24 protein-coding genes are annotated in these 25,163 nt (G+C 49.6%); 9 read left to right on the forward strand and 15 right to left on the reverse strand.

Translation table 11 applies throughout. The features are described 5' to 3' along the window. Window positions 1-40: 40 nt before the first annotated feature. The 3 genes from IRJ17_RS21480 to rnz all read right to left on the reverse strand — a co-directional run bounded on the left by IRJ17_RS21480 (window position 41) and on the right by rnz (window position 1,973). Window positions 41-130, reverse strand: coding sequence for a YjcZ family sporulation protein (locus tag IRJ17_RS21480; protein WP_122965765.1), 90 nt, complete (start codon window positions 128-130; stop codon window positions 41-43). 132 nt (window positions 131-262) lie between these two features. Beyond that, the gene (locus IRJ17_RS21485; RefSeq protein ID WP_217364905.1) at window positions 263-874 is read right to left on the reverse strand and encodes a YczE/YyaS/YitT family protein; all 612 of its coding nucleotides are present in this window, start codon (window positions 872-874) and stop codon (window positions 263-265) included. A 121-nt stretch (window positions 875-995) separates the two neighbouring features. Further along, window positions 996-1,973, reverse strand: a complete 978-nt coding sequence (gene rnz / locus IRJ17_RS21490; protein ID WP_242771845.1) for a ribonuclease Z — start codon at window positions 1,971-1,973, stop codon at window positions 996-998. Window positions 1,974-2,103: 130 nt separating this feature from the next. On the opposite strand from rnz, the gene IRJ17_RS21495 reads away from it, so the two are divergent. From IRJ17_RS21495 to IRJ17_RS21510, 4 genes are all read left to right on the forward strand, one after another. After that, window positions 2,104-3,096 (forward strand): ABC transporter substrate-binding protein, encoded by a 993-nt coding sequence (locus IRJ17_RS21495; RefSeq protein ID WP_242771848.1) that lies wholly within the window; start codon window positions 2,104-2,106, stop codon window positions 3,094-3,096. Between the two features lie 6 nt (window positions 3,097-3,102). Then, window positions 3,103-3,906, forward strand: coding sequence for an ABC transporter ATP-binding protein (locus IRJ17_RS21500; protein WP_122965762.1), 804 nt, complete (start codon window positions 3,103-3,105; stop codon window positions 3,904-3,906). Further along, entirely contained in the window at window positions 3,887-4,693 is an 807-nt protein-coding gene (locus tag IRJ17_RS21505) for an ABC transporter permease (protein ID WP_242771851.1), read from the forward strand. The genes IRJ17_RS21500 and IRJ17_RS21505 overlap by 20 nt, the downstream gene beginning before the upstream one ends. A 132-nt stretch (window positions 4,694-4,825) precedes the next feature. Further along, the gene (locus IRJ17_RS21510) at window positions 4,826-5,323 is read left to right on the forward strand and encodes an 8-oxo-dGTP diphosphatase (protein ID WP_122965760.1); all 498 of its coding nucleotides are present in this window, start codon (window positions 4,826-4,828) and stop codon (window positions 5,321-5,323) included. A gap of 27 nt (window positions 5,324-5,350) precedes the next feature. On the opposite strand, the gene IRJ17_RS21515 is transcribed toward IRJ17_RS21510, so the two are convergent. The 3 genes from IRJ17_RS21515 to IRJ17_RS21525 all read right to left on the reverse strand — a co-directional run bounded on the left by IRJ17_RS21515 (window position 5,351) and on the right by IRJ17_RS21525 (window position 7,359). After that, window positions 5,351-5,740, reverse strand: a complete 390-nt coding sequence (locus IRJ17_RS21515; protein WP_122965759.1) for a VOC family protein — start codon at window positions 5,738-5,740, stop codon at window positions 5,351-5,353. Window positions 5,741-5,923: 183 nt separating this feature from the next. Beyond that, window positions 5,924-6,886, reverse strand: coding sequence for a tetratricopeptide repeat protein (locus tag IRJ17_RS21520; protein ID WP_122965758.1), 963 nt, complete (start codon window positions 6,884-6,886; stop codon window positions 5,924-5,926). Window positions 6,887-6,984: 98 nt separating this feature from the next. Then, window positions 6,985-7,359 (reverse strand): ATPase, encoded by a 375-nt coding sequence (locus IRJ17_RS21525; RefSeq protein WP_122965757.1) that lies wholly within the window; start codon window positions 7,357-7,359, stop codon window positions 6,985-6,987. A 174-nt stretch (window positions 7,360-7,533) separates the two neighbouring features. Between IRJ17_RS21525 and IRJ17_RS21530 the strand changes: the two genes are divergently transcribed. Then, window positions 7,534-7,977, forward strand: coding sequence for a DUF2621 domain-containing protein (locus IRJ17_RS21530; RefSeq protein WP_122965756.1), 444 nt, complete (start codon window positions 7,534-7,536; stop codon window positions 7,975-7,977). Between the two features lie 163 nt (window positions 7,978-8,140). Then, complete coding sequence (locus IRJ17_RS21535; RefSeq protein WP_173595653.1) at window positions 8,141-8,389, forward strand: hypothetical protein; 249 nt, start codon at window positions 8,141-8,143, stop codon at window positions 8,387-8,389. Between the two features lie 124 nt (window positions 8,390-8,513). Here IRJ17_RS21535 and IRJ17_RS21540 read toward each other — a convergent pair whose 3' ends face one another. Next, on the reverse strand, window positions 8,514-9,122 hold the full coding sequence (locus IRJ17_RS21540) for a DUF502 domain-containing protein (protein WP_122965754.1): 609 nt from the start codon (window positions 9,120-9,122) through the stop codon (window positions 8,514-8,516). A 96-nt stretch (window positions 9,123-9,218) separates the two neighbouring features. Here IRJ17_RS21540 and IRJ17_RS21545 point away from each other — a divergent pair, with 96 nt between their 5' ends. Next, entirely contained in the window at window positions 9,219-10,046 is an 828-nt protein-coding gene (locus IRJ17_RS21545) for a sulfurtransferase (RefSeq protein WP_242771854.1), read from the forward strand. A gap of 145 nt (window positions 10,047-10,191) precedes the next feature. Then, window positions 10,192-10,605, forward strand: a complete 414-nt coding sequence (locus tag IRJ17_RS21550; protein WP_242771857.1) for a DUF4288 domain-containing protein — start codon at window positions 10,192-10,194, stop codon at window positions 10,603-10,605. A 143-nt stretch (window positions 10,606-10,748) separates the two neighbouring features. Here IRJ17_RS21550 and IRJ17_RS21555 read toward each other — a convergent pair whose 3' ends face one another. Next, window positions 10,749-11,492: a bleomycin resistance protein gene (locus tag IRJ17_RS21555; RefSeq protein ID WP_242771861.1), complete on the reverse strand. Its 744-nt coding sequence runs from the start codon at window positions 11,490-11,492 to the stop codon at window positions 10,749-10,751. 497 nt (window positions 11,493-11,989) lie between these two features. On the opposite strand from IRJ17_RS21555, the gene IRJ17_RS21560 reads away from it, so the two are divergent. After that, a complete protein-coding gene (locus tag IRJ17_RS21560; RefSeq protein ID WP_173595649.1) occupies window positions 11,990-12,775 on the forward strand; it encodes a DUF817 domain-containing protein in 786 nt (261 codons plus the stop codon). Window positions 12,776-13,140: 365 nt separating this feature from the next. On the opposite strand, the gene IRJ17_RS21565 is transcribed toward IRJ17_RS21560, so the two are convergent. The 7 genes from IRJ17_RS21565 to IRJ17_RS21595 form a co-directional block, all read right to left on the reverse strand. Beyond that, a complete protein-coding gene (locus IRJ17_RS21565; RefSeq protein WP_242771864.1) occupies window positions 13,141-15,063 on the reverse strand; it encodes an AraC family transcriptional regulator in 1,923 nt (640 codons plus the stop codon). A 166-nt stretch (window positions 15,064-15,229) separates the two neighbouring features. Then, window positions 15,230-15,412, reverse strand: a complete 183-nt coding sequence (locus IRJ17_RS21570) for a hypothetical protein (protein ID WP_173595647.1) — start codon at window positions 15,410-15,412, stop codon at window positions 15,230-15,232. A gap of 7 nt (window positions 15,413-15,419) precedes the next feature. Beyond that, window positions 15,420-16,073 carry a hypothetical protein gene (locus tag IRJ17_RS21575; RefSeq protein WP_242771867.1) on the reverse strand — a complete coding sequence of 218 codons (654 nt, stop codon included), beginning with the start codon at window positions 16,071-16,073 and terminating at the stop codon, window positions 15,420-15,422. A gap of 440 nt (window positions 16,074-16,513) precedes the next feature. Next, the gene (locus tag IRJ17_RS21580) at window positions 16,514-17,101 is read right to left on the reverse strand and encodes a GNAT family N-acetyltransferase (RefSeq protein WP_173595645.1); all 588 of its coding nucleotides are present in this window, start codon (window positions 17,099-17,101) and stop codon (window positions 16,514-16,516) included. A gap of 437 nt (window positions 17,102-17,538) precedes the next feature. Further along, window positions 17,539-17,847, reverse strand: a complete 309-nt coding sequence (locus IRJ17_RS21585) for a GNAT family N-acetyltransferase (RefSeq protein WP_242771870.1) — start codon at window positions 17,845-17,847, stop codon at window positions 17,539-17,541. A gap of 552 nt (window positions 17,848-18,399) precedes the next feature. Beyond that, window positions 18,400-19,443 (reverse strand): hypothetical protein, encoded by a 1,044-nt coding sequence (locus IRJ17_RS21590; protein ID WP_242771873.1) that lies wholly within the window; start codon window positions 19,441-19,443, stop codon window positions 18,400-18,402. Window position 19,444: 1 nt separating this feature from the next. Then, a complete protein-coding gene (locus IRJ17_RS21595) occupies window positions 19,445-24,994 on the reverse strand; it encodes an AAA family ATPase (RefSeq protein WP_242771876.1) in 5,550 nt (1,849 codons plus the stop codon). Between the last annotated feature and the right edge of the window lie 169 nt (window positions 24,995-25,163).

The raw sequence follows: 25,163 nt of genomic DNA on the forward strand, positions 1-25,163 counted from the left end.
TTGCTATTGCCAACCTTTTTGCGGTCGGTGTGTTACCTCGTTAGTCGCAAGCGCAAGCAACGATTGTCAGCAATACGAACAACACCAGAATCAAAGCAAAATCGTCGAATCCTCCGTTGAACAGACTCATTCGCTTTCCCTCCTTTGTCAGCAACTAATCATAATGTATGTGCGAATAGCCAATCTTGATTGGACGCTCGCCCAGACATTGCCCATTTTTCAGGATAAGAGTGTAGCTGCTGTGAGGGAAAACCGCGTCAGATCAACTCGCGCGACGCTCGATTGGCTCCATCAGGCCATACTGTTTTTTCATAACCGACTGCCAAAAAGGAATCGTCCGCTGAATCATCGGCCCCGTCAAAACGGCAATGAGCACCGTTCCGATCGACACCGGGCCACCCAGCGCCGCCCCGGCAATCAACACTGTTACTTCGATAATCAGCCGAACCTTTTGAATGCTCCAGCCCAACCGCTCGTTCATGGCAAGCATGAAGCTGTCGCGCGGCCCTGCCCCCAGGCGCGGAGACAAGTACATGCCGATGCCGATGGTCATGACGACTACGCCGAGCAAAAACACCAGCAAGCGCAGCCAGAATGACTCGAACTCCGGCACGATGTTGAGCCATAAAATCAAGTCCAGGAAGCTTCCGAAGCAGATCATGTTCAGAAACATGCCAAAGGTCGGCTTGATTTTGGCTACCAGATAGGACGACAAAATGACCACTACGCCGACGATCTGCGACCAGATGCCAATGGTTAAACCAAATGTTTTTTGCAAGCCGATGTGAAACGTATCCCAGGGCGCCACCCCGAGATTCGCCTTGATCGCGAGCACGCAGCCGAATGCCCCGATGAACAATCCGAGCACAAACATGGCGTAGCGCACGGCAATCGACTTGCTGACCCGTGTACCGGACACCGTCGTTCACCTTTCCTCTCCCGTTGCCATTTTTCTCTCACTGAATGGTGAAGTCTCACATCCATGCGTTCATAATTTATTCATTATAACAAGGAAGATCGGTTTCTCCCACCGTTTTTCGCACTCGCTTCACTTCGACGCTGCCCAAGTCTTCGGCGAGCGTCGTCATGGGAAAGATCGCCTGCGCCTCTTTTAACAGATCATCCATGGAAAAGTCGCCGTCCTCATCCTCGTAGCGCGGACTGAAATGGGTCAGGCAAAGCGCTTTTACACCTGCACGCTTCGCCAGCTCAGCCGCTTCTTTCGCCGTGGAGTGTCCGCTGCGCACCGCCAGCTCCTTGTCGTGATCGGCATACGTGGCTTCGTGCACGAGCAAATCGGCATTCGCCGCAAGCTCCTCGACGCTTTGGCACGGCTCCGTGTCGCCGCTGAAGACGATTTTGCGGCCTTGCTGCGGCGCTCCGACAAAATCTTTGCCATCCAGCACGCGACCGTCGGCAAGCGTCACCTGCTCGCCGCGCTTCAAGGCTCCGAAGAGCGGCCCGGACGGAACTCCCGCCTCTTTCGCTCGCTCGACGAGAAAAGCTCCCGGTTTGTCTTTTTCCAGGACGCCGTAGGCAAAAGACGTCACCCGATGGTTCGCTTTCCGGCACGAAACGACGACTTCCTCATCCTCGTAAATGACCCCTTCGCTGACCACTTTCAGCTCCAGCGGATATTGCAAATGCACCGGACTTACATCCATGATCGCCCGAAAATAGCGGTCAATCCCCGGCGGTCCGTAAAGCGTGAGCGGCGATGCTTCGCCATTGCGCAGCGAGCGGGAAGCGAGCAACCCGATCAAGCCGTACAAGTGGTCGCCATGCAAATGCGTGATGAAAATTTTGTCCAGCTGACTGATTTTCATGGGAGAGCGCAAAAGCTGATGCTGCGTGCCTTCCCCACAGTCAAACAGCCACCATTTTCCTGCCTGCAAAAAGCGAAGCCCGATTCCGCTCACGTTGCGGCGCGTGGTGGGCGCTCCTGATCCCGTACCTAAAAATGTCACAATCACAATGATTGCCCCTCTCTTTGTGCAGAGCTTCCCGCAAGCGTGCCTGTCACCAGCTGTAGGCATTCACCCTTTTTTGTCTGGGCGCATACCTTACAACAAACAACAGCCTAGCAAGGAGGTACTCCTGATAATGAAACGATTTTTCGCGCTGGGGCTGGCTGCCTGTCTGGCTCTGATCGCCGTTTTGGCCGGCTGCTCCAGCACTCCTGAAAAAATAAGAATTGGCGAAGTAACCCGCTCGCTTTTTTACGCCCCCCAATACGTCGCGCTGGAAAAAGGCTTTTTCAAGGAAGAGGGGCTCGATGTGGAGCTTTCCACTATTCCCGGCGGCGACAAGGTCATGTCGGCGCTCTTGTCTGGCGGGATCGACGTAGCGCTCGTCGGCTCGGAGACGAGTATTTACGTCTCCCAGCAAGGAGCAGCAGACGTCGTCGTCAACTTCGCCCAGTTGACCCAGACGGACGGCACCTTCCTCGTCGCCCGCAACAAACCCGACCAGTTTTCGTTTGACCAGCTGAAAGGCAGCGTCTTCCTCGGTCAGCGCAAAGGAGGAATGCCGCAAATGGTCGGAGAGTATGTCCTGAAAAAACATCAAATCAATCCGCAGTCCGACCTGGAGCTGATTCAGAATATCGAATTTAAAAATATCGCTTCTTCTTTCGCTTCAGGCACAGGCGAGTACGTTCAACTGTTCGAACCGGAAGCGTCGCGGTTTGAGCAGGAAGGGATCGGGCATGTCGTCGCCTCCTTCGGCAAGGAAAGCGGCACCGTTCCCTACACCGTCTACATGACGAAGCAAAGCAATATCGACAGCAATGCGGCAACTATCCAAAAGTTTACCAATGCGATCTACAAAGGGCAACAGTGGGTTGCAAGCCACAGCGCCAAGGAGACGGCTGCGGTCATCGGCAAATATTTTGAACAGATCGATCCGACCATCCTGGAAAAAGCCGTGCAACGCTATCTGGAGCAAGGCTCTTACGCCACCGATCCGATCCTGGACGAAGCGGAATGGAATCAGCTGCAAGACATCATGGATGCCGCTGGCGAACTGAAACAACGGGCCGATTACAGCAAGCTGGTCAACACCACCTTCGCCAAACAATCCAAGGAAGGGAATTAATCCGTCATGAACCAGACTCCTTCTGCGCCAGCCAAGATTGAACTTTCCCACGTGACCCACCTCTATTTATCCACAACCAGGGCGTTCATGGCGGTCCAGGACATCAACCTGCGCGTGGAGGAAGGCGAGTTCATCTGTATGGTTGGCCCTAGTGGTTGTGGCAAGACGACATTGCTCTCGCTCATGGCGGGACTGGAATTGCCGACTGCGGGAAAAGTGTCCATTGATGGGACACCCGTTCGCGGAACTTCCCGCCAGGTCGGCTACATGCTTCAGCAAGATTACTTGTTCAACTGGCGCTCGATCGAAGACAACGTCTTTCTCGGCCTGGACATCCAAGGAATCCGCTCCAGGGAGACAGAGCAATACGCCTTGCATCTGCTCGATGAAATGGAGCTGTCTGACGTGCGCAAAGCTTCGCCCATGCAGCTGTCCGGCGGCATGAGGCAGCGTGTCGCGCTCGTTCGCACCCTGGCTTGCCAGCCTGACGTGCTGCTTTTAGACGAACCTTTTTCCGCACTGGACTACCAGACGAAGCTGAAACTGGAAGACTTGATCTTCTCGACGCTGCGCAGACACAAAAAAACCGCCATCCTGGTCACGCACGATTTGTCGGAGTCGATCGCCATGGGAGACCGCATCTACATCTTTTCGCGCAACCCTGGCCGCGTCAGCAGCGAAATCGCAATCCCGCCTGCCATTCGCGACTCCCTGCCCTTCGACGCCAGAAATCAGGATGGCTTCCAGGACCTGTTCCATCGCGTCTGGAAGGAGATGGAGGTAGTATCTGATGCAGCAAAAGGAAATTGAAAGCATCCATCGCCACTATTTGAAGCAGGAAGCAAAAAACCGCTACTGGGTGTTTTTCACCCAATGCATGCTGTTTCTGCTGTTTCTCGCCCTGTGGGAAGTGCTTGCGCGCACCAACACGATCAATGCGCTTATTTTCAGCTACCCGTCGAAAATTTGGGCGCAATTCTGGTCGCAGCTGTTCGACGGAAGCCTGCTGCCGCACGTCGGCATGACCGTCTGGGAGACGATTATCGGCTTTTTGCTCGGAACGCTGCTCGGGGCTGTGATCGCAACGCTCATCTGGTGGTCGCCCTTTCTCTCCCGCGTCCTCGATCCGTACCTGGTCATCGCCAACAGCATGCCAAAAGTCGCGCTCGGCCCTGTTTTCATCGTCGGCTTCGGCCCCGGACTCATGTCCGTCATCGCCATGGGCTGCGCGATCTCCATCATCATTACCACGATCAACGTCTACTCCGGCTTTCGCGAAGTCAACCAAAACTACGTCAAAGTCGTGCAGACGCTCGGCGGCAACAAACGGCACGTTTTCCGCCTGGTCATCCTCCCCGCCACCTTCCCGACCTTGCTCGCCACGCTGAAAGTAAACGTCGGCCTCTCCTGGGTCGGAGTCATCGTCGGGGAGTTTCTCGTTTCCCAACAAGGCTTGGGCTATCTGATCATCTATGGATTCCAAGTGTTCAATTTTACCCTGGTCATGATGAGTCTCGCCATCATCGCGGTCGTCGCCACCTTGATGTACCAAGGCGTGGCGTTTTTGGAACGGCGGCTCACCAGCCAGTTTAAATAGATGCCTTTTCGCAACACAGCGCGACCATCGTCCGGGGATGGTCGCGCTGTGTTTTGACTGACAGACGTTTTGCGGTGCAAAAGCTGTGCTATACTTATGGTCAAAAAAGTCCAGAAAGCAGGAAAATCATTTATGGGTACATCAGATGTACAAGCTCCCGCTCTTACTTATCAGTTGATGACTATGTGCATGATCCGCGACGGCGACAGGGTACTTTTGCTCAATCGCCCCAGTTCCAAAGGCTTCCCCGGCTACATCGCCCCCGGTGGCAAGGTGGATTTTCCCGAGAGCCTGACGGAAGCGGCCATTCGCGAAGTGTATGAAGAAACAGGGCTTCGCGTCACAGACCTTGCCTTCAAGGGCGTGGATGAGTATGTCGTCCCGGCGACAGGCTTTCGCTACATCGTTTTCAACTATTTGGCAACCCGCTTTGAAGGCGAGCTGTTGACACATCCTCCCGAGGGAGAGCTGCATTGGATTTCGCTCGACGAGATTGACCAGGTGCCGATGCAACCGTGGTTTCGTCGTCGTTTCCCGCTCTTTTTCGAGCCGGGAACATTTGAAATCTCCATCGTCTGGGATGAAGAAAAACAAGAACCGATTGCCGAGAAAATCAAGCAGCTCGGGTAAGCCGTCCGGGACGTGCCGCCTGTTTACTTACTCCGGCGCTACGATCTCCACCTTGATCCGATCCGGGTCTTCGCAAAACAGCGCGTAATGTTCCGGGCCGCCCGCATGTGGATGGCGATCCTCGTAGAGCAGCGGCACGCCTCGCCGCCGCAGTTCCTCGCGAATCGACTCCACCTGCTCCCGGCTGCGCGCGTGAAAAGCGAGATGATTCAATCCGACGCGACAGCGGTGATACGGCACATCGCGAAACCGCTCCTCCGCCTGCACGAACACCAGATACGTGTTGCCATGCTTCCAACTGACCCCGCTCGCCCATTGCTGGTAGCGTTCATAGCCTAGCTGCTGCTCCAACAGCCAGCCCCAAAATTCCGCGGACCGCTTCAAATCTGTGACGTACAACTCGACATGATGCAGCATCGCCCAGCCTCCTTTGCCCCAGCTACCTGTCTTTTATCGTGAAAACACGTGAAAGCCGCTTCCTTGCTTCAAGCCTAAGCACAATTCTAATCGCTTTCCGGTCCGGCATAGCCTTTTTATCCGCATACGCATAGAAAAAACGCCCGACCAATCGCATGCCGGGCGTTATGTACGCGTCTCATCTTACTTCCAGAACTTCCACCAGCTCTTTTTCTCCGTCTGATCGCCAGCGTGGTTGCCTGCTTCCACTTTTTGCTTCGCTGCTTCTTCTGCTTCCAGCGCGCCAGGCACCCGTGCGAGGAAATGATCGACCATCGGCTTGTAGTTGTCCGGCAAATGATCCTGCATGTTGCGCAGCATCGCAATCGCCCGCTCCTTTTGGTCGGTAGCCAGCAAAGCGTTGGCGTAGTTGAAGCCCGCATACGGATACGGGAACTGCGGCGTCCAAAACTTTTCGCAAATCTGGATCAGCTGATAGACATAGCCTGCCTGGCCCAGCTCGCCCGTTACCGTCATGACCACTTCAAAGCGGTCTTTCGCCCCCTCGATGGCAATCGTGTACCACTTCATCGCGTTCAGGAGGTCGGTCTCGGTCAGAGCAAGACGCGCCAAGTGCAGCTGCGGTCTCCACGCTCCCTCCTTGACGGAGAGCGCTTCCAATCGGGTTCTCAGCTCCTCGCGCTTGCCATTTTGCAAAAAGCTTTCCACGTACATGTTCAGTCCGTTTTCCTGGTTCGGATCTTTGTGCAGTCCGGTATTCAGGATTTCGAACGCTTTGTCCTCTTCCCCTTCATACGCGTAAATTTTCGCCAGGTTGGTACAAGCCGTTCCCGACGCCGGGAATCGTTCCAGGCAATCGTTCAAAATCGTTTTCGCTCTCTCAAATTCTCTCGCCTGCATGTGAACGACTGCACGGAAAATGAGCGCGGACTCGATCGGCCCGTACAATTCGAGCAGCCTGTCCGCCGCAATCGCCGCTTGCTCGTGAAATTGCTCCTTCACCAACTCCATCGCGAAGTCACGAAGCTTTTCCTTTTGGTCCCAATACATATCCAGATTGTGCGGAATCACTTTTTTCTGATAGTCCTCTCTGGACATCTCGATCGTATGGCCAAATTCATTGGTAAACGTCACAAATTCAGACATGAAACAGCCTCGCTTTCATTTCCTTCACAATAGTATCAAGGGACAAGCCCTGTCTTGCAAAGAAGAACGATTTTCCCCAAAAGGAAAACCGCGATTGGTTATATCCAGGCTTTCAGGTTTACTTTACGGATAAAATCCTCCATTGATTCCTTCGCTGGTTCGTCATTTGCCTCATCTGCATCCGACATGCCCATCAGTTGCCTGAAGAGAGCCTCGTTGCGGGTAGCCAAAGCGTAATCAAGCAAGGCTTCCTGCGAGACGCGCTGCGCTTCCTCCTCCAGCAATTGTTCTTCCAGGGCGATGTCCTCTTCCACCACAGGAATGTGCTTATCTATTTTGGGTATGCGAATGACCCATGCAAACGCACTGTCCGGGTTGCGGTCGCGCGCGATCAAATACCCGTATTCGCCAATCGGCAAACCTTGCTCGAAGGAGTCGGCAACAATGACGACGCGTTGTCCAAGCTTGAACATGAGCGTCCACTCCCAATAAAGATTAATTCTAATCATACTAAATTGTATGTGTACTTGGGAAGAGAAAACCCTCGCGATGGGCAAAAGCACAAAAAGTTTGTTGCGTACATGAAAATAAGGTACACTTTACCTATATAGGCTTTTTTATGGATTACGGTTACGAGGTGTTCGCAAATGAATGAAATGTCTACAGGGTTTTCCCTGTTCATTGTTGGCTGGACGATTGTGCTTGTAGGACTGATGGGGATTGGCGGCTACTTCATGTTTCGCAAGTTCCTCAAGTCCATGCCCAAAAAGGACGGCAAGTCCGATCTCGACTGGCAGGACTATTACATCGACAAAACGCGCGCAATGTGGACGGAAGACGGCCTGGTGCTTCTCAACGAACTGGTCGACCCGGTTCCGCAGTTGTTCCGTGATGTAGCCAGACGTTCGATCGCAGCCAAAATCGGGCAGATCGCCCTTGAAGAGAAGGCGACTGTAATCACCACCGACCTGATCGTCAAAGGCTATATCGTGGCTACCCCCAAACGCGACCACAAATGGCTCATCGCCCATTTGCAATCCAAGCAGATTGACTACACGCCGTACGAAAAATATTTGAACGCGGAGGGCTAAACAGCTTGCACGCTCATGCCCGAAGGCTCGTTCTCTTCGCTTGAAACTTCTTGTCTTCCCGTCCGTAACATAACTTATACGGATAACCGGCCCGCGAAAACGCGTGAAGCTTGCTTACCGCACTTTTCGCGAAAACCAGGTTGGACAAAAGGAGACGATGTTGATGTCAGTCATACTTACCATTTTGGCGATCGGTTTCGTGCTGTTTCTCGCCGCGATCATTATTGTGGTCGTCCTGCTGAAAAAAGGGGCCAAATTCATCTGGAAAATGGGCGGACACGGCTATCGCAAGTACAGCAGCAGCGATTACCGACATCGCGGGCCGTTGTGGAAGTTCGGTCACAAGTCGTACGGACATCACTACTATCGTCGTCGCAAACACTCCAGCCACAGCGGTTTTTTCAGCAGTTGATCCTCTCGCCAAAAATCAGGGCAGCCCGACTTGTCTAAAGTCTGGCTGCCCTTTGTACGTTCTGCATAGCGTCTGCGGATGTTTGTTTGGATAGAGGCGGCGCATGCTTGGCTGAAAAACTGCCTTATCCCTGCCCGGCTGCTTCGTTTTCCGCCTTGGCAGCCGTCTTCTTTCCCGATACTCCACCGGACACGAGAAAAGCCATGACGTCCGCGCTGTCCATGTCCAGCGGTTGTACTTGCTCGCTTGGAAAAAGCAGCAGATTGCCAGCAAAGTTGTACGACTGCGGAAGGTAGACGGCGACGTGATCGGCAAGCCCGTATGTATCCATGCTTTCTTTGGTGATGAAGCCGATGACTTTCGCCCCAGTGTCTTTGGACAATGTGACCAAGACAGGTTTGTCGAAGCTTTTTTTATCCCCGACAAAGGCGCCGATCAAATCTTTGATCGAGGTGTAGATCAGCTTGATGAATGGCACTTTTTCAAACAGTCTGTCCACGATGGACAGCACCCCGCGAGTCAGCACATTCGACGCGAGAAATCCGACAACCGTAATCCCCACAATCGTGATCAGCACGCCTATGCCCGGGAAGTGCAGAGGGAAATTGTTGCGGGCCAGGTTGTAAAACCAGCTGTCGACCGTCGCAAAAATGTAGTACAAAATATAGATCGTCACAGCCAGTGGGATGACGTACAGCAATCCTTCCAAAAAGTAGCGGATAACACGCTTCATTCCGTTGCCCCTCTCTGCCAACACTTTTTAGAAATATTGTACCCCATCGGATAGCCATCTGCTATGATGAAGAAAAATCAGAAAGCAGGGTGAACGATGCAAGCACTTGTCACGCCACAATGGCTCCGCGATCATAGGAACGACGAACGAATTGTTATCGCCGATTGCCGCTTTGCCCTTTCCGCTTCCGAACAAGGAGCCGAAGAGTACGCAACAGACCACATCCCGGGAGCGCTCTATTTTCATCTGAATCGCGACTTGTCCGGCCCGAAACAGGAACACGGCGGACGCCATCCTCTTCCTGATCCGGCTGCCCTCGCCGCGCTCTTTTCCCAGGCTGGAATCGATGAGCACACAACCGTCATTGCTTACGACGACCAAGAAATGGCGATGGCGGGACGCCTTTGGTGGCTATTGCGCTACCTCGGTCACGATCGTGTCGCTGTGCTCGATGGCGGATACGCAGCCTGGAAAAAAGCTGGCTACGAAGTGACAGCGGAAGTGCCGACGCCGCAAGCACGTACTTTCGTCCCGCAATTGCGCCCGGACATGCTGGTCAGCGTCGAAGGCGTAAAAAATCGCAAGCCGGGAGCGGTGCTGCTCGACTCCCGCGCAGGCGAACGCTATCGCGGCGAGCAAGAGCCGCTCGATCCGAAAGCAGGACATATCCCTGGCGCCCGCCACTTTTTTTACAAGGACAACCTCCAAGCAGACATGACCATGCTGCCAGCCGAGCAGCTTCGCAACCGCATCGCCGGCTTCGCCGAACAAGAAATCATCGTCTACTGCGGCTCAGGCGTGACCGCTTGCTCCAACCTGCTCGCCCTGCACCATGCTGGCCGCACAGATGCGAAACTGTACGCAGGAAGCTGGAGCGACTGGGTTTCGTACAGCGATAATCCGGTTGCTACGGGGGAAGAGTAAGAGTTTTACTAGGAAGACAGTTAGACGCGATAGTAGGGCTGTAACAGGTTAGCGGTATGCGACCTGTTACGGCTTTTTTTGGCGTTTTGGAGGCAGATGCTAAAACAGGAGATTCAGCAAAAATTAAAGGTGTAAGGGTGAAATTATGGAGACAAATTCTAAACCGCCCCAAACAAAATGGTATGCAGTCAAAGTCTTATTTGAATCGGTTCACTCTGGAGGTTCCGATCAGCCAAAAAATGAAGTCAATGCTGAGAACAACATGAAACTTTTTGAAGAAAGTATTATTCTCGCAAAAGATACGAATATGGAAAAGGCCATTGAAATTGCGGAAAAGTTTGCCAAAAAGGCTGAACATGAGTCTTTGAATAGCTTTGGTGAAACAGTTAAGCATCAGTTTGTAAGACAGCTGTATGCATTTGAGCTAAATGATGATAAAATCACGATTGGAACTGAAATTTATTCAAGATTTATCCATGTTGGTCAAGAGACTTCAGCTAGTGATGTCATCAAGCGCTATTACCCAGAAGTTTTAGATGAAGACGGCGATTCTGAGTAGAAAATGCAAAGCAGTAACCGTAACTCCTGTTAATATGGATTGCCTGAGCAACCAGCGTGAGACGGTGTTCGACCGTAGCACGCTGGTTTTTTCTCTGGAAAATGAAGTCCGCGGGAGCTACAATTGCACTGGTCCTATCCCCGTCAAGAATGACCGCGCCCGAAAGCCCCTTTCAGTTCAACCAACCTTTTGGTTGCCTCCACCACCTCTTCCCGCTCTTGGCCAGACAACGATAATTGCTCTGCCTCCTGCATCAAAACCAGCGCGTGATTTATCTCGTCCATTGAGGCCGCGATATCGGCTCGCAGCACATAAGCTTTGTAGCGCAGGCTTGCCGAAGCTTCTTCTGCTTTTGAAAATACAAGATCCAGTACCTTGGCCGCCTCTGCGGGTTCGTCTTTGGCATACGCCAATCGATATGCCGTTTCGAACGCATTGGCAAACCTGGACGGTTGCACCATCACGGTTTGCTCAGTTTGGACTGGCGCGGCAGATGCATGCTTCTGACCGATTAACAAGCGGTTTCCGGCAGGGTCGATGAGGTTAAATCGGCGGTCTTCCACGAGATTATTCGGTTTGGTAATTCTCGGAAAACCTCTGGAAGGAACCTTGCCATACGCATTTTTCAAGTTTTCACAAAACTCTTTGTGCACGGCATCCACATCGCGGACGTGTACATAGCACATGCTGTACGAGTTGGATGGGTCCAATTGCTTCCAGACAAAAAAATGCAATTCCACAATCCGGTGACGGACGCAAGCGTATAAGTTTGGCTTGGCTTGCCTGTAAGTCAGTTCAAAACCTAGCGCCTGATAAAACTCCAACTGTTCGTCTATCGATCTGCAAGGGAAAATAGGAATTGTTACGCTCTCCCGATTGGCTGACACGCTACCACCCTCCACGCCCAAAGAAATACTGTGCTAAGTGAAATCAATTGACCTCCTTAATCGTACTATATTTATGCAAATGGTAAGGTTTTGCGGAAGTCAGCCTTGCGCTACAAGCAACATCCGTCGCGAAGTTTAAACATTGATTGAAGGTTTAAAGGAGGTGGGCTATACGCGTGCTGATTCCCGGGTTAGGGATCGCATTTTGTTCGCGAAGGGATGCCGCGCATCATACAAGGGGATAAGCTTGAGGTTCTGTGATTAATCAACAAAGCGCACATTGGCCTTCAGCCCGCGCGTCAAAAAGAGTGGGGGGTTCGCTTCTATCGTTCCTCTGACATTCGCAATTCGCATTGCGCCCGCACGATCATCCCCGCATGTTTGTTTAGGTACTATTCAAGCATTTGGTTTCATGGGAGAATAAGAAGCTGGAGCGACGGGCGTTCCAACGATCTGCCTGTCGCCAAAGACGCTACAACTGCCGAAGGAGTCACATCATGATCCGATTTATCCGCCTCCTGCTCCACTTCGGATACCAGGAGGCCATGTCTTGTCTGTTTCCCGTGTTCATCTTCGCCTCGCTCGCGATCTCCAAGTTCGTCGCCATCCCTGGCCTGCCCAGATACGACCTGCTTTTGCTGCTCTGTCTGGCCTTCCAGGTGTTCATGGTCAAAAGCAGACTGGAGTCGCGGGACGAGTTGAAGGTCATCACGGTTTTTCACCTGATCGGACTGTGCCTGGAAATTTACAAAGTGCACATGGGCTCGTGGAGCTATCCGGAAGAAGGGTACAGCAAAGTGTTTGGCGTCCCGCTCTACAGCGGATTCATGTACGCGAGCGTGGCGAGCTATTTGTGCCAGGCGTGGCGACGGCTGGACGTCAGTCTGACAAACTGGCCGCGGCCGTTTTTGGTCACTTCGCTCGGTGCGGCGATCTACTTGAATTTTTTCACCCATCATTACATCTGGGATCTTCGCTGGGTGCTGATGGTGCTCATGTTCGTCGTGTTCTGGCGCTCGAAGGTCTACTTCCGCGTCACCCATGAGCGTTTTTCCATGCCCGTCCCGCTCGGCTACTTTCTGATCGGCTTTTTCATCTGGATCGCAGAAAACATCGCCACGTTTTTCGGCGCCTGGGCGTACCCGAACCAGCGCTCCGGCTGGGAGCTGGTCCATCTGAGCAAAATCAGCTCGTGGTTTTTGCTCGTGATCGTCAGCTTCATCATCGTAGCGGAGTTGAAGCATGTGAAGGCTAGGCGGGGTGGCGGGAAGCCCGATCGCTAAAACGGGAAGCTCATAAGCGTAAATGGCAGTAACAAGCCCATGTTCATTTGGGCGACCGCAACTGCTCACCTGTTTTTTTATGAAAATGGCGAAATGTATGCTCAGAAAAAGACAACGACAACCTCGTTGTCTTTTGTCATGAAAGGCATGAAACTTTTCCTGCTGCTTTGTCTGTTCGGCGGTCCATCCGTCAAAAAGCTCCGCTTGCGGCAAAACGTCGATCAGGTTCCAAGCCATGAGCGTTCCCCGCCCCAGTTGACAGTTGATGAAGCCTCGTCCATTTTTGACCTGCGTCCACCTTACAACAAAAAAACCCAAACCCCCGCTCGCCTGCCGCGTGCAAAAGGTTTGGGTTTTGAACTGGCTTACTTCACCACATTTTCCAGCACGTTCTCGATCATTTGCCGATTGGCGATAACTCCCGTGTACAGCCAGCTGGACTCTGTGGAGAAATCGTAGACCTGCCCTTTTTGAACGGCAGGGATGTTCGCCCAAACCGGCTCCTTCAAAAATTCATCCTTGGAAGCGCCTTTGCTGTTTACGATGAACAAGTAGTCCGCATCCATCTGAGCCAGCTTCTCTTGAGACAGAGCGTTCCAGTTCGCGTCGCCGGATTTGGAAATCTCCTGGACGACGGCTGGCACCGTAAACCCGAGGTCTTTATACAGCACATCGCCACTGGACAAATCTTGGCGCGCTACATAAATGTTTTTGGCTGTCACCCACAAGGCCGCAGCCGTTTTGTCGCCGATCGCCTGCTTGAGCTTTTGTTTCGATTCCGCAACGTAGGCATCGTAGTCCGCGAGCACTTTTTTCGCCTCTTCGCTCTTGTTCAGGACTTCCCCCACAACCAGCAGCTCTTTGCGCCAATCGCTGTTTTTCTCTTTTCCGATCGTATATGTCGGCGATATTTTGGCGTACTGGCTGTACTTGTCTCCCGCTACGAGGTCTTCATTGTCCATGATGATCAGATCCGGGTTGTAGCTCATGACCACTTCTGGCGGCAAATCATGCGGGATTGCCGGAATACCGGCCAAGTCTTTTTGCAAATATCCTTGAACATCGCCCTTCCCTACCGACCATTGGGCAACCGGCTTGACTCCGAGTGCCACCAGATGATCTTCCAGGTAGGTCGCAATAATGCGCTGTGGATGTGACGGCACCGTAACCTTGTTGCCCATGCCATCGGTCAACTCGCGCTGTGTCGCGCCAGTTTGCTCCTGCACGCTCCCTGTCTGTGGTGTCGGGCTGGCTGTACCGGAGCACGCGCTCACGAACAGTGCTAGACTGACCATGAAAAGAGTTGCCATGTGGCGCGTCGATTTTTTGTTCATGTGGATGATCCCCCCAAAGCTTCGCTGATAACGATTATCGTTAACACTATAGCTTTCCCTATGCGCGTCCACAATACACAATCCGGGCTTTCCATATAGACGATCTGGACCTGGGGCATGTCCGGAAAAGCTGGTGGGTGTCATGCCCGTATGCTTTTTGAACAGCCGACTGAAATAGAGCACGTCGTGGTACCCGACAGAAGCCGCCACCTCTTGCATCGTCGCATCTGTTTGGGAAAGCAGCTCCTTCGCCTTTTCCATCCGTAGCGAGATCACATAGTCGATCGGGCTGTGGCCCGTCTCTTCCTTGACGAGTCGAGTCAAATATCTGGCACTGTAGCAAAAATGCTCCGCGAGGCTCTCCAGCGAAATTCTCTCGGTATAATGCTCCTCCAAATAGCGGACGACCTGTTTGGCGAGCGGCTCTTGTTCTTGTTGAAACCCGTGCCGCAGCAGTTGCTGCATGACCTCATGGACGAATTGCAAAAACGTGCCTTTTGCCCGAAGCCGCTCCTGTGCTGCCCATTCGCGGGCCATCGTCGCGACGAGATGATACAATTTGGTCGGCTCATGCGGCACGAGCGCATACGGCAGATGAAACGGCTCGCCGCCCCCATCGCTCAACAGAGCATGGTTGGCGGAGCGCGGCAGCATCATTTTGGCTTTGTACAAGATCAAATAAAAAACGAACAGCTCATCCGTCAGCTTCACGTCGAGCACCATTCCTTTGCCGCCGTGAAGCAACAAAAAGCGATCCGCCGCATATTCGCGTCCATCCAGCCGCACCGTGGCCTGTCCTTTGCAAGCGTATAAATAACTGGAGGCCGGAAGCCGGTAGCTGTTCCACGACTCTTGCGCCTGCAACACAAAATGCCGAACGTCGATCACCTGAACAGCCGCATGCGTCCAATGCGCGAACCAACCATGGATTTTCTTCTTTTCCTCTTCCTTCATCCGAGCACCCCTGCCTGTTTTGCGTGAAATGAACAGCGTTGATTTGTTTAATTTTTATGAGAATGATTATCGGGAAAACACATCGGTATTATAAGGGAATTTGTTGGGGGGAGCAACATGTGGAAAATTCCAGGTGGGATATATCTATTTCTTTAATTAAAATGGTTCAGGTCATTGAGAGCTTGGGCAACGAAAAAGAGGGAGAATGCCCCTCTTTTTCATCTAACGCTTGATCTGTATAGCCTACGTTGCAATGTAAAAACGGTGTTACGCGTATTTCATGAATTACCTTAGAAAATCTATTATTTTTATATCTTTCAACATTTGTTTTAACTTCTTCATTTTCCATATACCACTCATGCATTTTCGATCCGAAATTCATATTGCCCAAACTGATCTCTGAGCTTCTCTTCGTACGGCAGCCACTCCGAATCACTCCAGATCGGTATCCCTGTGAGTTGCGACAGCTTGTCTGCGGCCTGTTCCGGACTTGTCAGCTTGATGAACGAATCAAAATCCTCCACACGCATCCCCAACGCTTCTCGCATGTAGTCATCATGAAGACGCTCTTCTTTCAGCCCGTACTCGTCCCGCGTCCACGGTTCACAAAAGATTTTTTCCGCTTGAATCTCTCCGTTCTCGTAAAACGACAACTCGAATATTTCCTCATTGATGTATCCGGCGGTCATTACTGGTTCCTCGATCAGCTGGGACAGCGCTTTGCCGATCTTCTTCACCGTGCCCCAGACAAAATAATCGTGGAGCACGCTGATCCAGTTGTCGTTGCTTTTGCTTATGTGCATGACAACTTTGGGCTTTTGCGCCTCCGTGTCTGGCTGATTACTTTTCCATTCGCCAACAGACCGCTCTGAAACATCCGCAGCCGCTTCATTTTGCGTAGATGAATAACCTAATACCTCGGCGCGCTCTTCGCTTAGCTTTTTTAGCGTCTCGACAGCCTTCTCAAAACTTCCCGACTTGATATGCAAATTTGCGAACGATCTGCCCACGGGTTTGCCTCCTCGCACTTTTTTGCCATTGCAGTACATTGCTGCTACATGCTCATCGCCTAAAAGCAGACTCTCGGTTGTCTGATATTTCCATTATTAAGGAACATTCGTGCTGAGTCTACCTTCACCTGAATGTTGGAAATGAATTTGGCAAAGGTTTGTTGTTCATACTTGTTTCGTGCAACCCACCCGGTCAGAAACTTCGACATCATCAATAGGCGTTGCCGACTCATTTACCAGGCTAGGCCATATTCCACATCCCATACAAAAAAGAGTCCCCCCGTTTGCACCAGGAAAACTCTCTCTACGCCTTTATATCGCTGGGCTTTTCCTATTGCAGGTCGCCAGCATGAATGCTCGATTGTCCTTACACTGACATCGCTTTTCCTAAACAAACCAAGTCTGTTCGTTACACGAAAAGCGAAAAGCAACTGCATGTACTAATCAATGTATGACTTTAAAAATCCCTCAAGCCGCGCCTTGACGGCTGGCCACTCCCTGTCGAGTATGCTGTAGTAAATCGTGTCTCTTACATACCCGTCAGGCAAAATCATATGGTTTCGCAAAACGCCCTCTTTGACTGCGCCAAGCCGCTCAATTGCTTTTTGGGACCTGACATTCCGACTGTCCGTTTTCAGTTGAACTCGAATGGCTCCCGCCGTTTCAAAGCAATATTTTAACAGCAAGTATTTGGCTTCCGTATTGATGGAAGTCCTCCACATCGCAGGAGTCAGCCAGGTCGAGCCAATCTCCAGGCTTTTGTTTGGAATAGAGATATCGTAAAATCTGGTGCTGCCTACTGCCTTTTGCGTCTTTTGTTCGACGATAACAAACGGAAAGGCATTCTTTTGTTCCAAAGCTTTCGAGACATACTCTTTTGCGTCTTCCAGTGACTGGATTCGCCCTTGTGTCAGCCCCCATATATCCGGGAACCGACCTGCCTCATACAAATCCTCGGCATGCCTCAGTTCCAGAGGAGCCAGCGTTACATTGACACCAGTTAGCACCAATGGGGTTGTCATATTCATCCCAAATCTCATCCTTTCAGAGCTTTTTTGCTGAACAGACTTCAACCAATACCGATCACAGAGCCAGCCTCCATCTGATGCATCTATCAGAACCAATATTTCACATAGAATTACTTGGTTTTAATGGCGTGGATGTGCTGTTTTTTGGGGAAATAGCTTCATTGATAGAGCGTAGCAACTGGGATCGTCAATATTTCGCCTCGCAGGGGGCCGCCTGAATTGTCTTGCTGAAAGATGCCTCTGGCAGACAAAAGGGCGCATGCAGCGTTAATAGAAGGAATCCTCTACTCCGAAACAATCTCCACATCCTCTCTCGTCAACGACCAACCAATCATTTCTTCGTCTCTCAACTTCTCTTGAAAATTCAGTTTCCCCAAAATTTTCGCAGAGTCAGCATTATCTATGCGGCATCTGGCCGCGATCGCCTTTACCTCTGGTTAGGAAAATGCCCAATGAACCAACCCTCTGGCAGCTTCCACCGCAAAGCCTTTCTTGCGTTCATTTCCAATAATCCCATAGCCGATATCGACTTCGCCCTGATCATTTGGTCTTCCCTTAAAACCAGCATCTCCGATAATGGTGTTGCCGTCTTGTTTTACGATCATCCATGATTCAAAACCTGTTGGTTCGCCGACAAGCTCCAGATTTTTAATGATCTTTGGCAAGGTTTCGATTGCATCTTCATCCGGCCAGCCATCTCCCAGACGATAGCCGTCTGCTAGAAGCTCATCGAAGTTTCCTAGCAAGATCTACTCCGCACTGCTTTTGGTAAACGGTGTTAACAAAAGTCTGTCTGTCGTAATTCGTTTGTCTTTCACTTGGTGTTTATCTCCTTTTTCATTTTTGGCATTATCATAAAAATGATCGCCCGCTCATCATATCACATTATGAAAATTATGGACATATTTTGACAACATGAACAGACTTCGCTCGCGTGCCAATTTGCCAAACAGCTTGCCGCTCCTTCCACTTACTAGCTCAGGCCTTCATCAAGTTTTCAAGTGGTCAATGCCAGTAGCCTCTTTACTCTTTAGCAAATTATGAAGATATAAGTCCTCTACTGCACCAAAACCAAAGACTCACTTTCTTTAGACACAGTAAACATTCCTAATAATTCACAAAGAAATGCATAGTGTTAAAGATCAAAAAATAAAAAAGGAAAATCAGGGAAATACATGATGCGATCATTTCAAAAGTCGATAGCTGCAAAGCAAATCAAAACATAAAATCCCCCTTTTTACGAAAATGCCTGGCAAGCAATTGTTCTCGGTAAAAAGGGGGCTAGAAATTAATGCACATTAATCATATTGCAGTGAAAGGATATCTACTATCATTTTGCTATTTAGTAGATCCAAATGTGCTAATTGATTGCGTGCCTCATATAGCAATCGAAAGGAGCGCTCATCATTTGAATTGTGGAAGCCATTAGTTTTAAAGTAATAGTACCACATATGACGCAGCTCCATATCTTGCGGGAGTTCAAGTAATTTCTCAAAATTGTCTCGTTGCGGCAACTCGCCTTGCAACTCATCACTGTAACGTTTAATAAAGTAGCGACGCATTTCCTCAATAATTGGAAAGACAACATGAATCTGCGCCTCCCAAATTATAGAGGACACCTTCTCTGGATTATCTACAAGATCTCTCGCCGTCTCATAATCAGAAGCCAGCTCGCGCAGTAACTCAAAAGCATTATTCACCACCCCTTCAACAGTTAATTTGCTGCACAGCTCTGGATCAGTTCCGGCCATTCTTGAGGCGATCTGCGTAATATAGTTGCGTAGCCCTACAGTAAGTCCGGGTCTTTCAGCAATGCAATAGGAAGCGAACAGTTGCATATCATAATGTGCCACGTAGTCGCTCCATTGCAACAATTTCATCCCTTTGCGGGCGGTTGGCAATGGAGAGGTGACACTGTATGTCAAGACAAGCAGACCATTCCGCTGTGAGCTAAACTTTGCATATTCAATTGCAAAATCAATCCATTTTGTTCGGCAATTCATCTCTCGCACCATCAGTACGCGACCTGAAAGCAAATCATTTTTTGCAATATATTCAGATCGAGTTCCATCCATAGGATGATATTCAACCTGATGTGCGTAATCATTCATTAGTGCCTCTCCGACATCCATATCTTGCGCCCATTCGTCCGCCCGAATTTGTCCGATTTGGAGACTGCTGTCACATTGCAGCAGCCTTTCCTTGAGCAGATGAAAAAAGTCCTCCTTGTAAGGTGGCTCTTCAAGCACTATAACGCGATAGTTACTGGTGGCCGCCACGGTATCCTGAAGATACCGTGCAGCACCAGACATATAATTCCACCAAAGCGATGGTTTTTCCATGTTAATACTCTCCCAATTCGTAAAGCTGATAAAACAGCTCGTCTTCACTGCTGCCGAGCATCTGGAAGAAGCTGTAACGATTAAAAACATAACTATCTGAACCACGCGTCTCCCTGCGGATGATGTTCAGTTCATCCATTTCCTCCAGCAGTGCCTTGACACTATCTTCCGACAAGCTCGCTATCTTGTTGATATTGAACTCTCTGCAAATTTTGATGATGTCCTGCGCGGATGAACTCTGGCCAATTCCAGCCTCATAATAACGGTAGGCCATCGCCTTCGCCAAAATGTCATACAAATTATCAGTATCAAGCTGCAATGTAATCCGAAACTTATTTTCAATCTCTGTGAGAAGTTCTCTTTGTCCGAGCAATGTCTTGATATGCTTCTCATCAAGCAAATAGGGCGGATTGGAGTTTTCATTATAATTGCCGTTGCGATAGCTGTCAGTTATTGCTTCGATCAGTTTTTGGCAATAAAGATGAATCAGACCCGGATAGTAGTTTGTCTTCGCAAGAATAAGGCTGATGATGTCCTCGCCATTTTCTTCAATCCGAAATCCGAGGTATTGCAACGGACGAAGCAGCAAGTCACGAGCATCCAGATATTCCAATGGTCGGATTGTGATGTGGCCCAAATGCGCAAGTACGCTGTTGCCGCCAAGCCGTCGCTTGTTGAATCGGACAACATCCCGGAGTCCCGCAAGAACAAATTTGAATTGTCCATTGAATGTATCTTTCAGTTCCTTCAGTATTTCGAGCGGCCGATTTTGGCAACTCTCGCAGCTTGCAAGAAACGCATCTGCTTCGTCAAGCAACAGCATTAATTTCTGAATGGGACGCTCCTTGGCAAAAAGCCTTTCACGCAGTGCTATTCGCAACTCATCCCAGGTGTAGCATGGCTGAGCCAATACCTTTTCCATTACCAACTCTTCACATATGGCACGAAGTGATGCATCTGTATTCTTCTCCCGTAAATCGACGAAGACTGCATACCGAGCTTTTTCAGGATCGTGTTCCCGATTTTTTGATTCTCTAAGCAATGCCGTTTTACCAAGTTGCCGTCCACCATAGACAAATACCGGACCATTCATGCTTCTGATTTTTTCCATCTCATCAGTTCGACCAATAAACATTTCTGGCGGAATCCCGCCAACTGGGATATATGGCTGAATCTTGCTTGATGGCAAGGCAATCGTAAGAAATGCATCGCCCCGAGCGATTTGACTGTATCCTGCCAAAAACAGTGCCATAACCCTGTCAATGACAACAATTATTTCTGGAATTGATCGCAATTTGATTGACTTGGCTAACAGCTTTCTGTCAGCCAACGAGAGCGCATAGTCAAGTACAACGATAGTTGCCGCTCCATTGCCCGCGCCACGCTGTGTCACTTCATCCAGCAAGTTGTCAGCCGTCCGAACTCCGGCCATTGCCAGCACGCGAACTCCTTTTTGCACAGCCTCGGTGCCAAACTCCTTGAACGGATGAGGATACTGACCTAGTAGAGCATCACGGGCAGCCGGGAAAACATAAAATTCATTCTCTCGTTGTTTCACAACTTTCTCCACCTTGTGAAACAACAGTTGTTCCATGAACTCGCTTATTTGATGTGGTTGAAACTTGTACCATTGTCGGATAAAACTCTCTGCACTATGCGTGTTGCGATTTTGCTGATTCGGATACAGCATATTACGAACAAATTGGTTGTATACGCGATACAGATCCGCACTTTTATTAGTGTTGCATCCTTGAAAAAGTACCTGATATCGCTCAAGAAATAACATGTACAAGTCACTGTCAAGCATTTGAAGCGACGGCGTATCTTTTTGGCCGCTAGCAGCTAACTGGATGTAGTCTTCGGCAACTGTCATATTGCGTCTTTCGAGAGCTTGTTCAATTTTATCGAGAATTGGCCACTGCCGGAGCACATCCTCGTCGCCTGCCTGATCATCTCGATCCGCATTCAGAAGTGTATCCTCTTTCAACGCATCCAAACGGCTGCGGGTTGCTTCCATGCGAGTGTCAGAACCTCTCACAATTTGTGCGCGGCAGTGTTCAAGCAGACGTTTGAAAAACCCGACATTGAGCGTTTTCTCCGCATGTTTTTTTGCAGCTTCTGCCAACTTGATATAGCCATACATTTCGTCATTGCTTGCCATTTGACCATAATTTTGAGCGAGTTCCACCTCAGCTCTGAAATCATCATTATATTTCACGAGCTGCTGAGGTGCCTTGCGGCGTATCTCGCTAACCGTCGTATCAGCCAGCCATTCCCCAGAGCGCTTGGCAATCAAATCGTACATTCCCATGTCGTAGTTGCGCAACGCCTGGTCAGCCGCTTCTTCCCAGGATTCGAACTTCTTGCTGCAATGACGTAGCACACGTTCCCAAAGGGTATACCCGGCAACTGGTTGGTGCGACTGGAGCCATTGCTCATCTTTGATAGGAAGATAGTCAGAATCCAGCTCAATTTCTCCTGAGAGCAACAATGACTCATAAAAGGGGTGTTTACGATCATCACCTGTGTCTCCAAAGACAGATTGCAAATTGTGAATTGAGTCAAGAAGCAGGTTATGGCCTACCTTATCCAATAAAATCGCTTGTTCATCCAACTGCCGCATCGCTTCAAGAACCAGTTCTTGCGATTTTTTACGCGCTTTGCTTGCCGTCTCTGGAGGAATATAGGTTGACCCACTCATCGAAGACAGGGCATAGCGGCAAGCATAGCACCGCAAAAGTGGCTCTGTCGCTTCATGCAACCAATTTATCATCTTTTTTCGATAAGTCCCAATGAGCCTGTCACTCTTATCATTGCTGGACCAATTGACCATTCCAGCCCAATATTTGTCAAGGTATTGCTCCAGTTTTACGTGAGTCGGCTGAAGATTAAGGCCTCCCGGATCGGTAGACAGATCTGTCTCGGTAAACAATTGGCATACGTCGCGCAGCTGCTCCAGCTGCATTTCGAACGCACGTTGCAAAAAGTGAGTAATGACGCCACTGTTACCATACAGTTCAACGGCCATCTCCTTAATCTTCGGATGGTTAATTGAAGTCATAGTATTGCGGGGGAAAACCGTTTCGATTGTCTCTTTAATGCGCTCTTCTACCTGTTTCAATGCCAAGTGAACATCGAGTTGGTCGCGAACATCAGATGACACGCAATACTTGATGCCGATATTATGCCGTTCAATAAACATCCAGAAGTAACTAATGAGTTGCTTGATGCCCGGAAAAGTTTCCAGGACGTCACTCGACAAGTCACTGTTAATTTGCTTCCACCGATTATTCAAGCGATAGTCGTTTGGATCTTTGGGATCAAAAAAAATTTTCAACCACATAGCTGCTTTGACGCAGTCATCAAGCATCTCGAAATTGTTGAACGGAAGCGTGATTGGCATATCGGCAAGCGTATGCCAGTCCTCATCACGGCAGAGCGGATCATTGAGAATGAATGAAATTTTGTCACGCAAAATCTGGACGTCTTTGGATAGCCCGGCCGCTGCGTGCAACAGCAACATCCCTTCCGCCCGATTTCCTTCCGCAAGCATATTCAGAGAACTTTCTACAACATGCTTAAGATCTTCTGCGCTTATCGAAACGAATGATTCTGATTTTTGCTGATCGGACTGTTGAGTTTGCCCTATTTCAACTACTGCGTACGAATTTTCTTTTTTATTTCCGGCTAAAACTGACGCATCTGCCTGCGAGCCCGAGCGTTCCTGATCCATTGCCGGCGTTTGACTATTTGCGTGCAAAGCTTCATGAATCACGGTTCCTGCTACCGTTGGCTCCTCTGCCACACTGTTATTGGCATTCGTTTCCGACAGATCGAACAATACAGACAAATGATCCGAACCTTCCCCGTCTCCGATAATAGGAAGCTGGTCTTCTACAAACAAAAAGTATGCTTGCCGTCCTGTGGAAGACAGCCATTTAACCCAGTAACACCCTTCGTCCATCGAACCAACTGCGACGAGAGGAATGCAATTATCCTTGTTATTTGCCAACTCCATCACAAGGCCAAGATCTGCCTGCGGATCCCTTGCATCAAGAATACCAGGAATGATCAAATAACGGTTTCCGGTCTTTTTATCGGAAACTTCCCGATGTGGAAAAGGCTTTATGGTTACCCGTGACATCGACAAACGCTTGGGCACATGATTATTCAGCACTTGCAACGCTTGATTGATATGTTTAAGCCGGAAAAGATCTGTAGCCATCTTGTCGCTATACAACTCTGTTTGGGCTTCTTCCGTTTCGCTCAAGAGCTTCATTTGTGAACGTGTCTGCAAAAGCCGTCTGCTGGAGTCTTTTTGGAATGCCACTGCTCCATACGCGCTGAGCGTATAGAAAACATCGGATCGTTCCGCCAACTCTATGACATGCTCAACCACATAGCCTTTCTGCCCCAGCTTCCGAATGGTGTTTCGCATAATTTCTTCTGGATCACCAGATGTACGGGCATTTCCCCGCATAGGATTTGCCATTAATTTTTCAAGCTGGCTGTCGGCTATAGCCCCATTATTATACAAATAGGACATAATAAAAGCTGCCAAGTGCGGTATTACTGATGCTTGTTTCAATTCTCCTTCAAATTTATTTGAGGAAAAACTGTCGATATTTTTCTTCTTACTAGTGCAGTCATACTTGACTATCGAAAAATCAAGCAAACTGTCCGGAATTCCGGCAAATTCATCAACGATCGGGGGAGCTGTTGTCGCTTGTTCACAATAGGCAAGAGAGTTCCTAAGGTCGGTTACTGACAATTCGCTTTCACTTTTAGAACTCTCTCCATATACTCCTATGCTATCTGATGTTGGACAATCCTTGTGATCGATCATCCCCTCTGGGGAAACCTCCAAGTTTTCCTCATCAATCATTGTCTCAGTAGAATGGCCGGTTATGACTGGACCTTCCTCCAAAACTTTAATTTCTTCCCCCACTTCAACAGTACGCTCTACCAGAGCAGCGCTTGTAACATCTGGCCAAAAGAGCCATCCCTGTTCCAGTGCATACCTAGTGGCTACCCCGATTGATTTTGTAATCTGATTGTACATCTCTACATGATTATCAGAATCGGCTGGATTACATATAAATTGAACAACTCTCTCATAGATTTGCCCAGCTTCCGCCAGTTCTTCACCCGACAGCTGTTGAAGCAGACTCTCCGCTTTGGATTGCTGCTGCACAAATTCATAGGCAACCCCGTCATCCGAACATTGCAGACGAATAAATGCCTCAATAGACTGACGCACCCGCTCTACCCTCTCCAAAAGATGGGAGGTACGTTCGATATCGTCCGCGATATCTCTTAATTCATTCAGGGTAGATGGCTTACCATATTTTGATGGGATAACGCTGAAAATATCATTCTGCAGTTGAAACACTGAAGCTAACGATTTATTTACAGCTTCATGCACTCCCTCTGACAGTATCTCGCCAGATTCCAGTTGAGAATGTATTTTTTTCACTTGGACAGCAGCATTCCCTCGAGCAAGTATCAACTCCTGCATCATATCTTCGATTTTTTGTTGATGGTCTGACACACGGTCCCTCCTAATTAATAATAATGTGTTTGCCTCTTACCACTCACTCTCATTGCCATCTCATATTTTCGGGCCAATCTCACCTCACTCCTTAATTGTTGGAAAATATAGCTATTTTCAGTTTACCATTCAATCTTACATTCATGAAGACTTTTGACCTATAAATTCA

It is taken from the genome of Brevibacillus parabrevis, assembly GCF_022701015.1.
GTDB classification, from domain to species: domain Bacteria; phylum Bacillota; class Bacilli; order Brevibacillales; family Brevibacillaceae; genus Brevibacillus; species Brevibacillus parabrevis.

Coding starts and splice junctions, on each gene's coding strand:
- IRJ17_RS21495 (WP_242771848.1), top strand. CDS start 2,104: ATGAAACGATTTTTCGCGCTGGGGCTGGCTGCCTGTCTGGCTCTGATC.
- IRJ17_RS21510 (WP_122965760.1), top strand. CDS start 4,826: ATGGGTACATCAGATGTACAAGCTCCCGCTCTTACTTATCAGTTGATG.
- IRJ17_RS21540 (WP_122965754.1), bottom strand. CDS start 9,122: ATGAAGCGTGTTATCCGCTACTTTTTGGAAGGATTGCTGTACGTCATC.
- IRJ17_RS21500 (WP_122965762.1), top strand. CDS start 3,103: ATGAACCAGACTCCTTCTGCGCCAGCCAAGATTGAACTTTCCCACGTG.
- IRJ17_RS21560 (WP_173595649.1), top strand. CDS start 11,990: ATGATCCGATTTATCCGCCTCCTGCTCCACTTCGGATACCAGGAGGCC.
- IRJ17_RS21530 (WP_122965756.1), top strand. CDS start 7,534: ATGAATGAAATGTCTACAGGGTTTTCCCTGTTCATTGTTGGCTGGACG.
- IRJ17_RS21550 (WP_242771857.1), top strand. CDS start 10,192: ATGGAGACAAATTCTAAACCGCCCCAAACAAAATGGTATGCAGTCAAA.
- IRJ17_RS21580 (WP_173595645.1), bottom strand. CDS start 17,101: ATGAATATGACAACCCCATTGGTGCTAACTGGTGTCAATGTAACGCTG.
- IRJ17_RS21520 (WP_122965758.1), bottom strand. CDS start 6,886: ATGTCTGAATTTGTGACGTTTACCAATGAATTTGGCCATACGATCGAG.
- IRJ17_RS21590 (WP_242771873.1), bottom strand. CDS start 19,443: ATGGAAAAACCATCGCTTTGGTGGAATTATATGTCTGGTGCTGCACGG.
- IRJ17_RS21485 (WP_217364905.1), bottom strand. CDS start 874: ATGTTTGTGCTCGGATTGTTCATCGGGGCATTCGGCTGCGTGCTCGCG.
- IRJ17_RS21515 (WP_122965759.1), bottom strand. CDS start 5,740: ATGCTGCATCATGTCGAGTTGTACGTCACAGATTTGAAGCGGTCCGCG.
- IRJ17_RS21565 (WP_242771864.1), bottom strand. CDS start 15,063: ATGAAGGAAGAGGAAAAGAAGAAAATCCATGGTTGGTTCGCGCATTGG.
- IRJ17_RS21535 (WP_173595653.1), top strand. CDS start 8,141: ATGTCAGTCATACTTACCATTTTGGCGATCGGTTTCGTGCTGTTTCTC.
- IRJ17_RS21505 (WP_242771851.1), top strand. CDS start 3,887: ATGCAGCAAAAGGAAATTGAAAGCATCCATCGCCACTATTTGAAGCAG.
- IRJ17_RS21525 (WP_122965757.1), bottom strand. CDS start 7,359: ATGTTCAAGCTTGGACAACGCGTCGTCATTGTTGCCGACTCCTTCGAG.
- IRJ17_RS21570 (WP_173595647.1), bottom strand. CDS start 15,412: ATGGAAAATGAAGAAGTTAAAACAAATGTTGAAAGATATAAAAATAAT.
- IRJ17_RS21545 (WP_242771854.1), top strand. CDS start 9,219: ATGCAAGCACTTGTCACGCCACAATGGCTCCGCGATCATAGGAACGAC.
- IRJ17_RS21480 (WP_122965765.1), bottom strand. CDS start 130: ATGAGTCTGTTCAACGGAGGATTCGACGATTTTGCTTTGATTCTGGTG.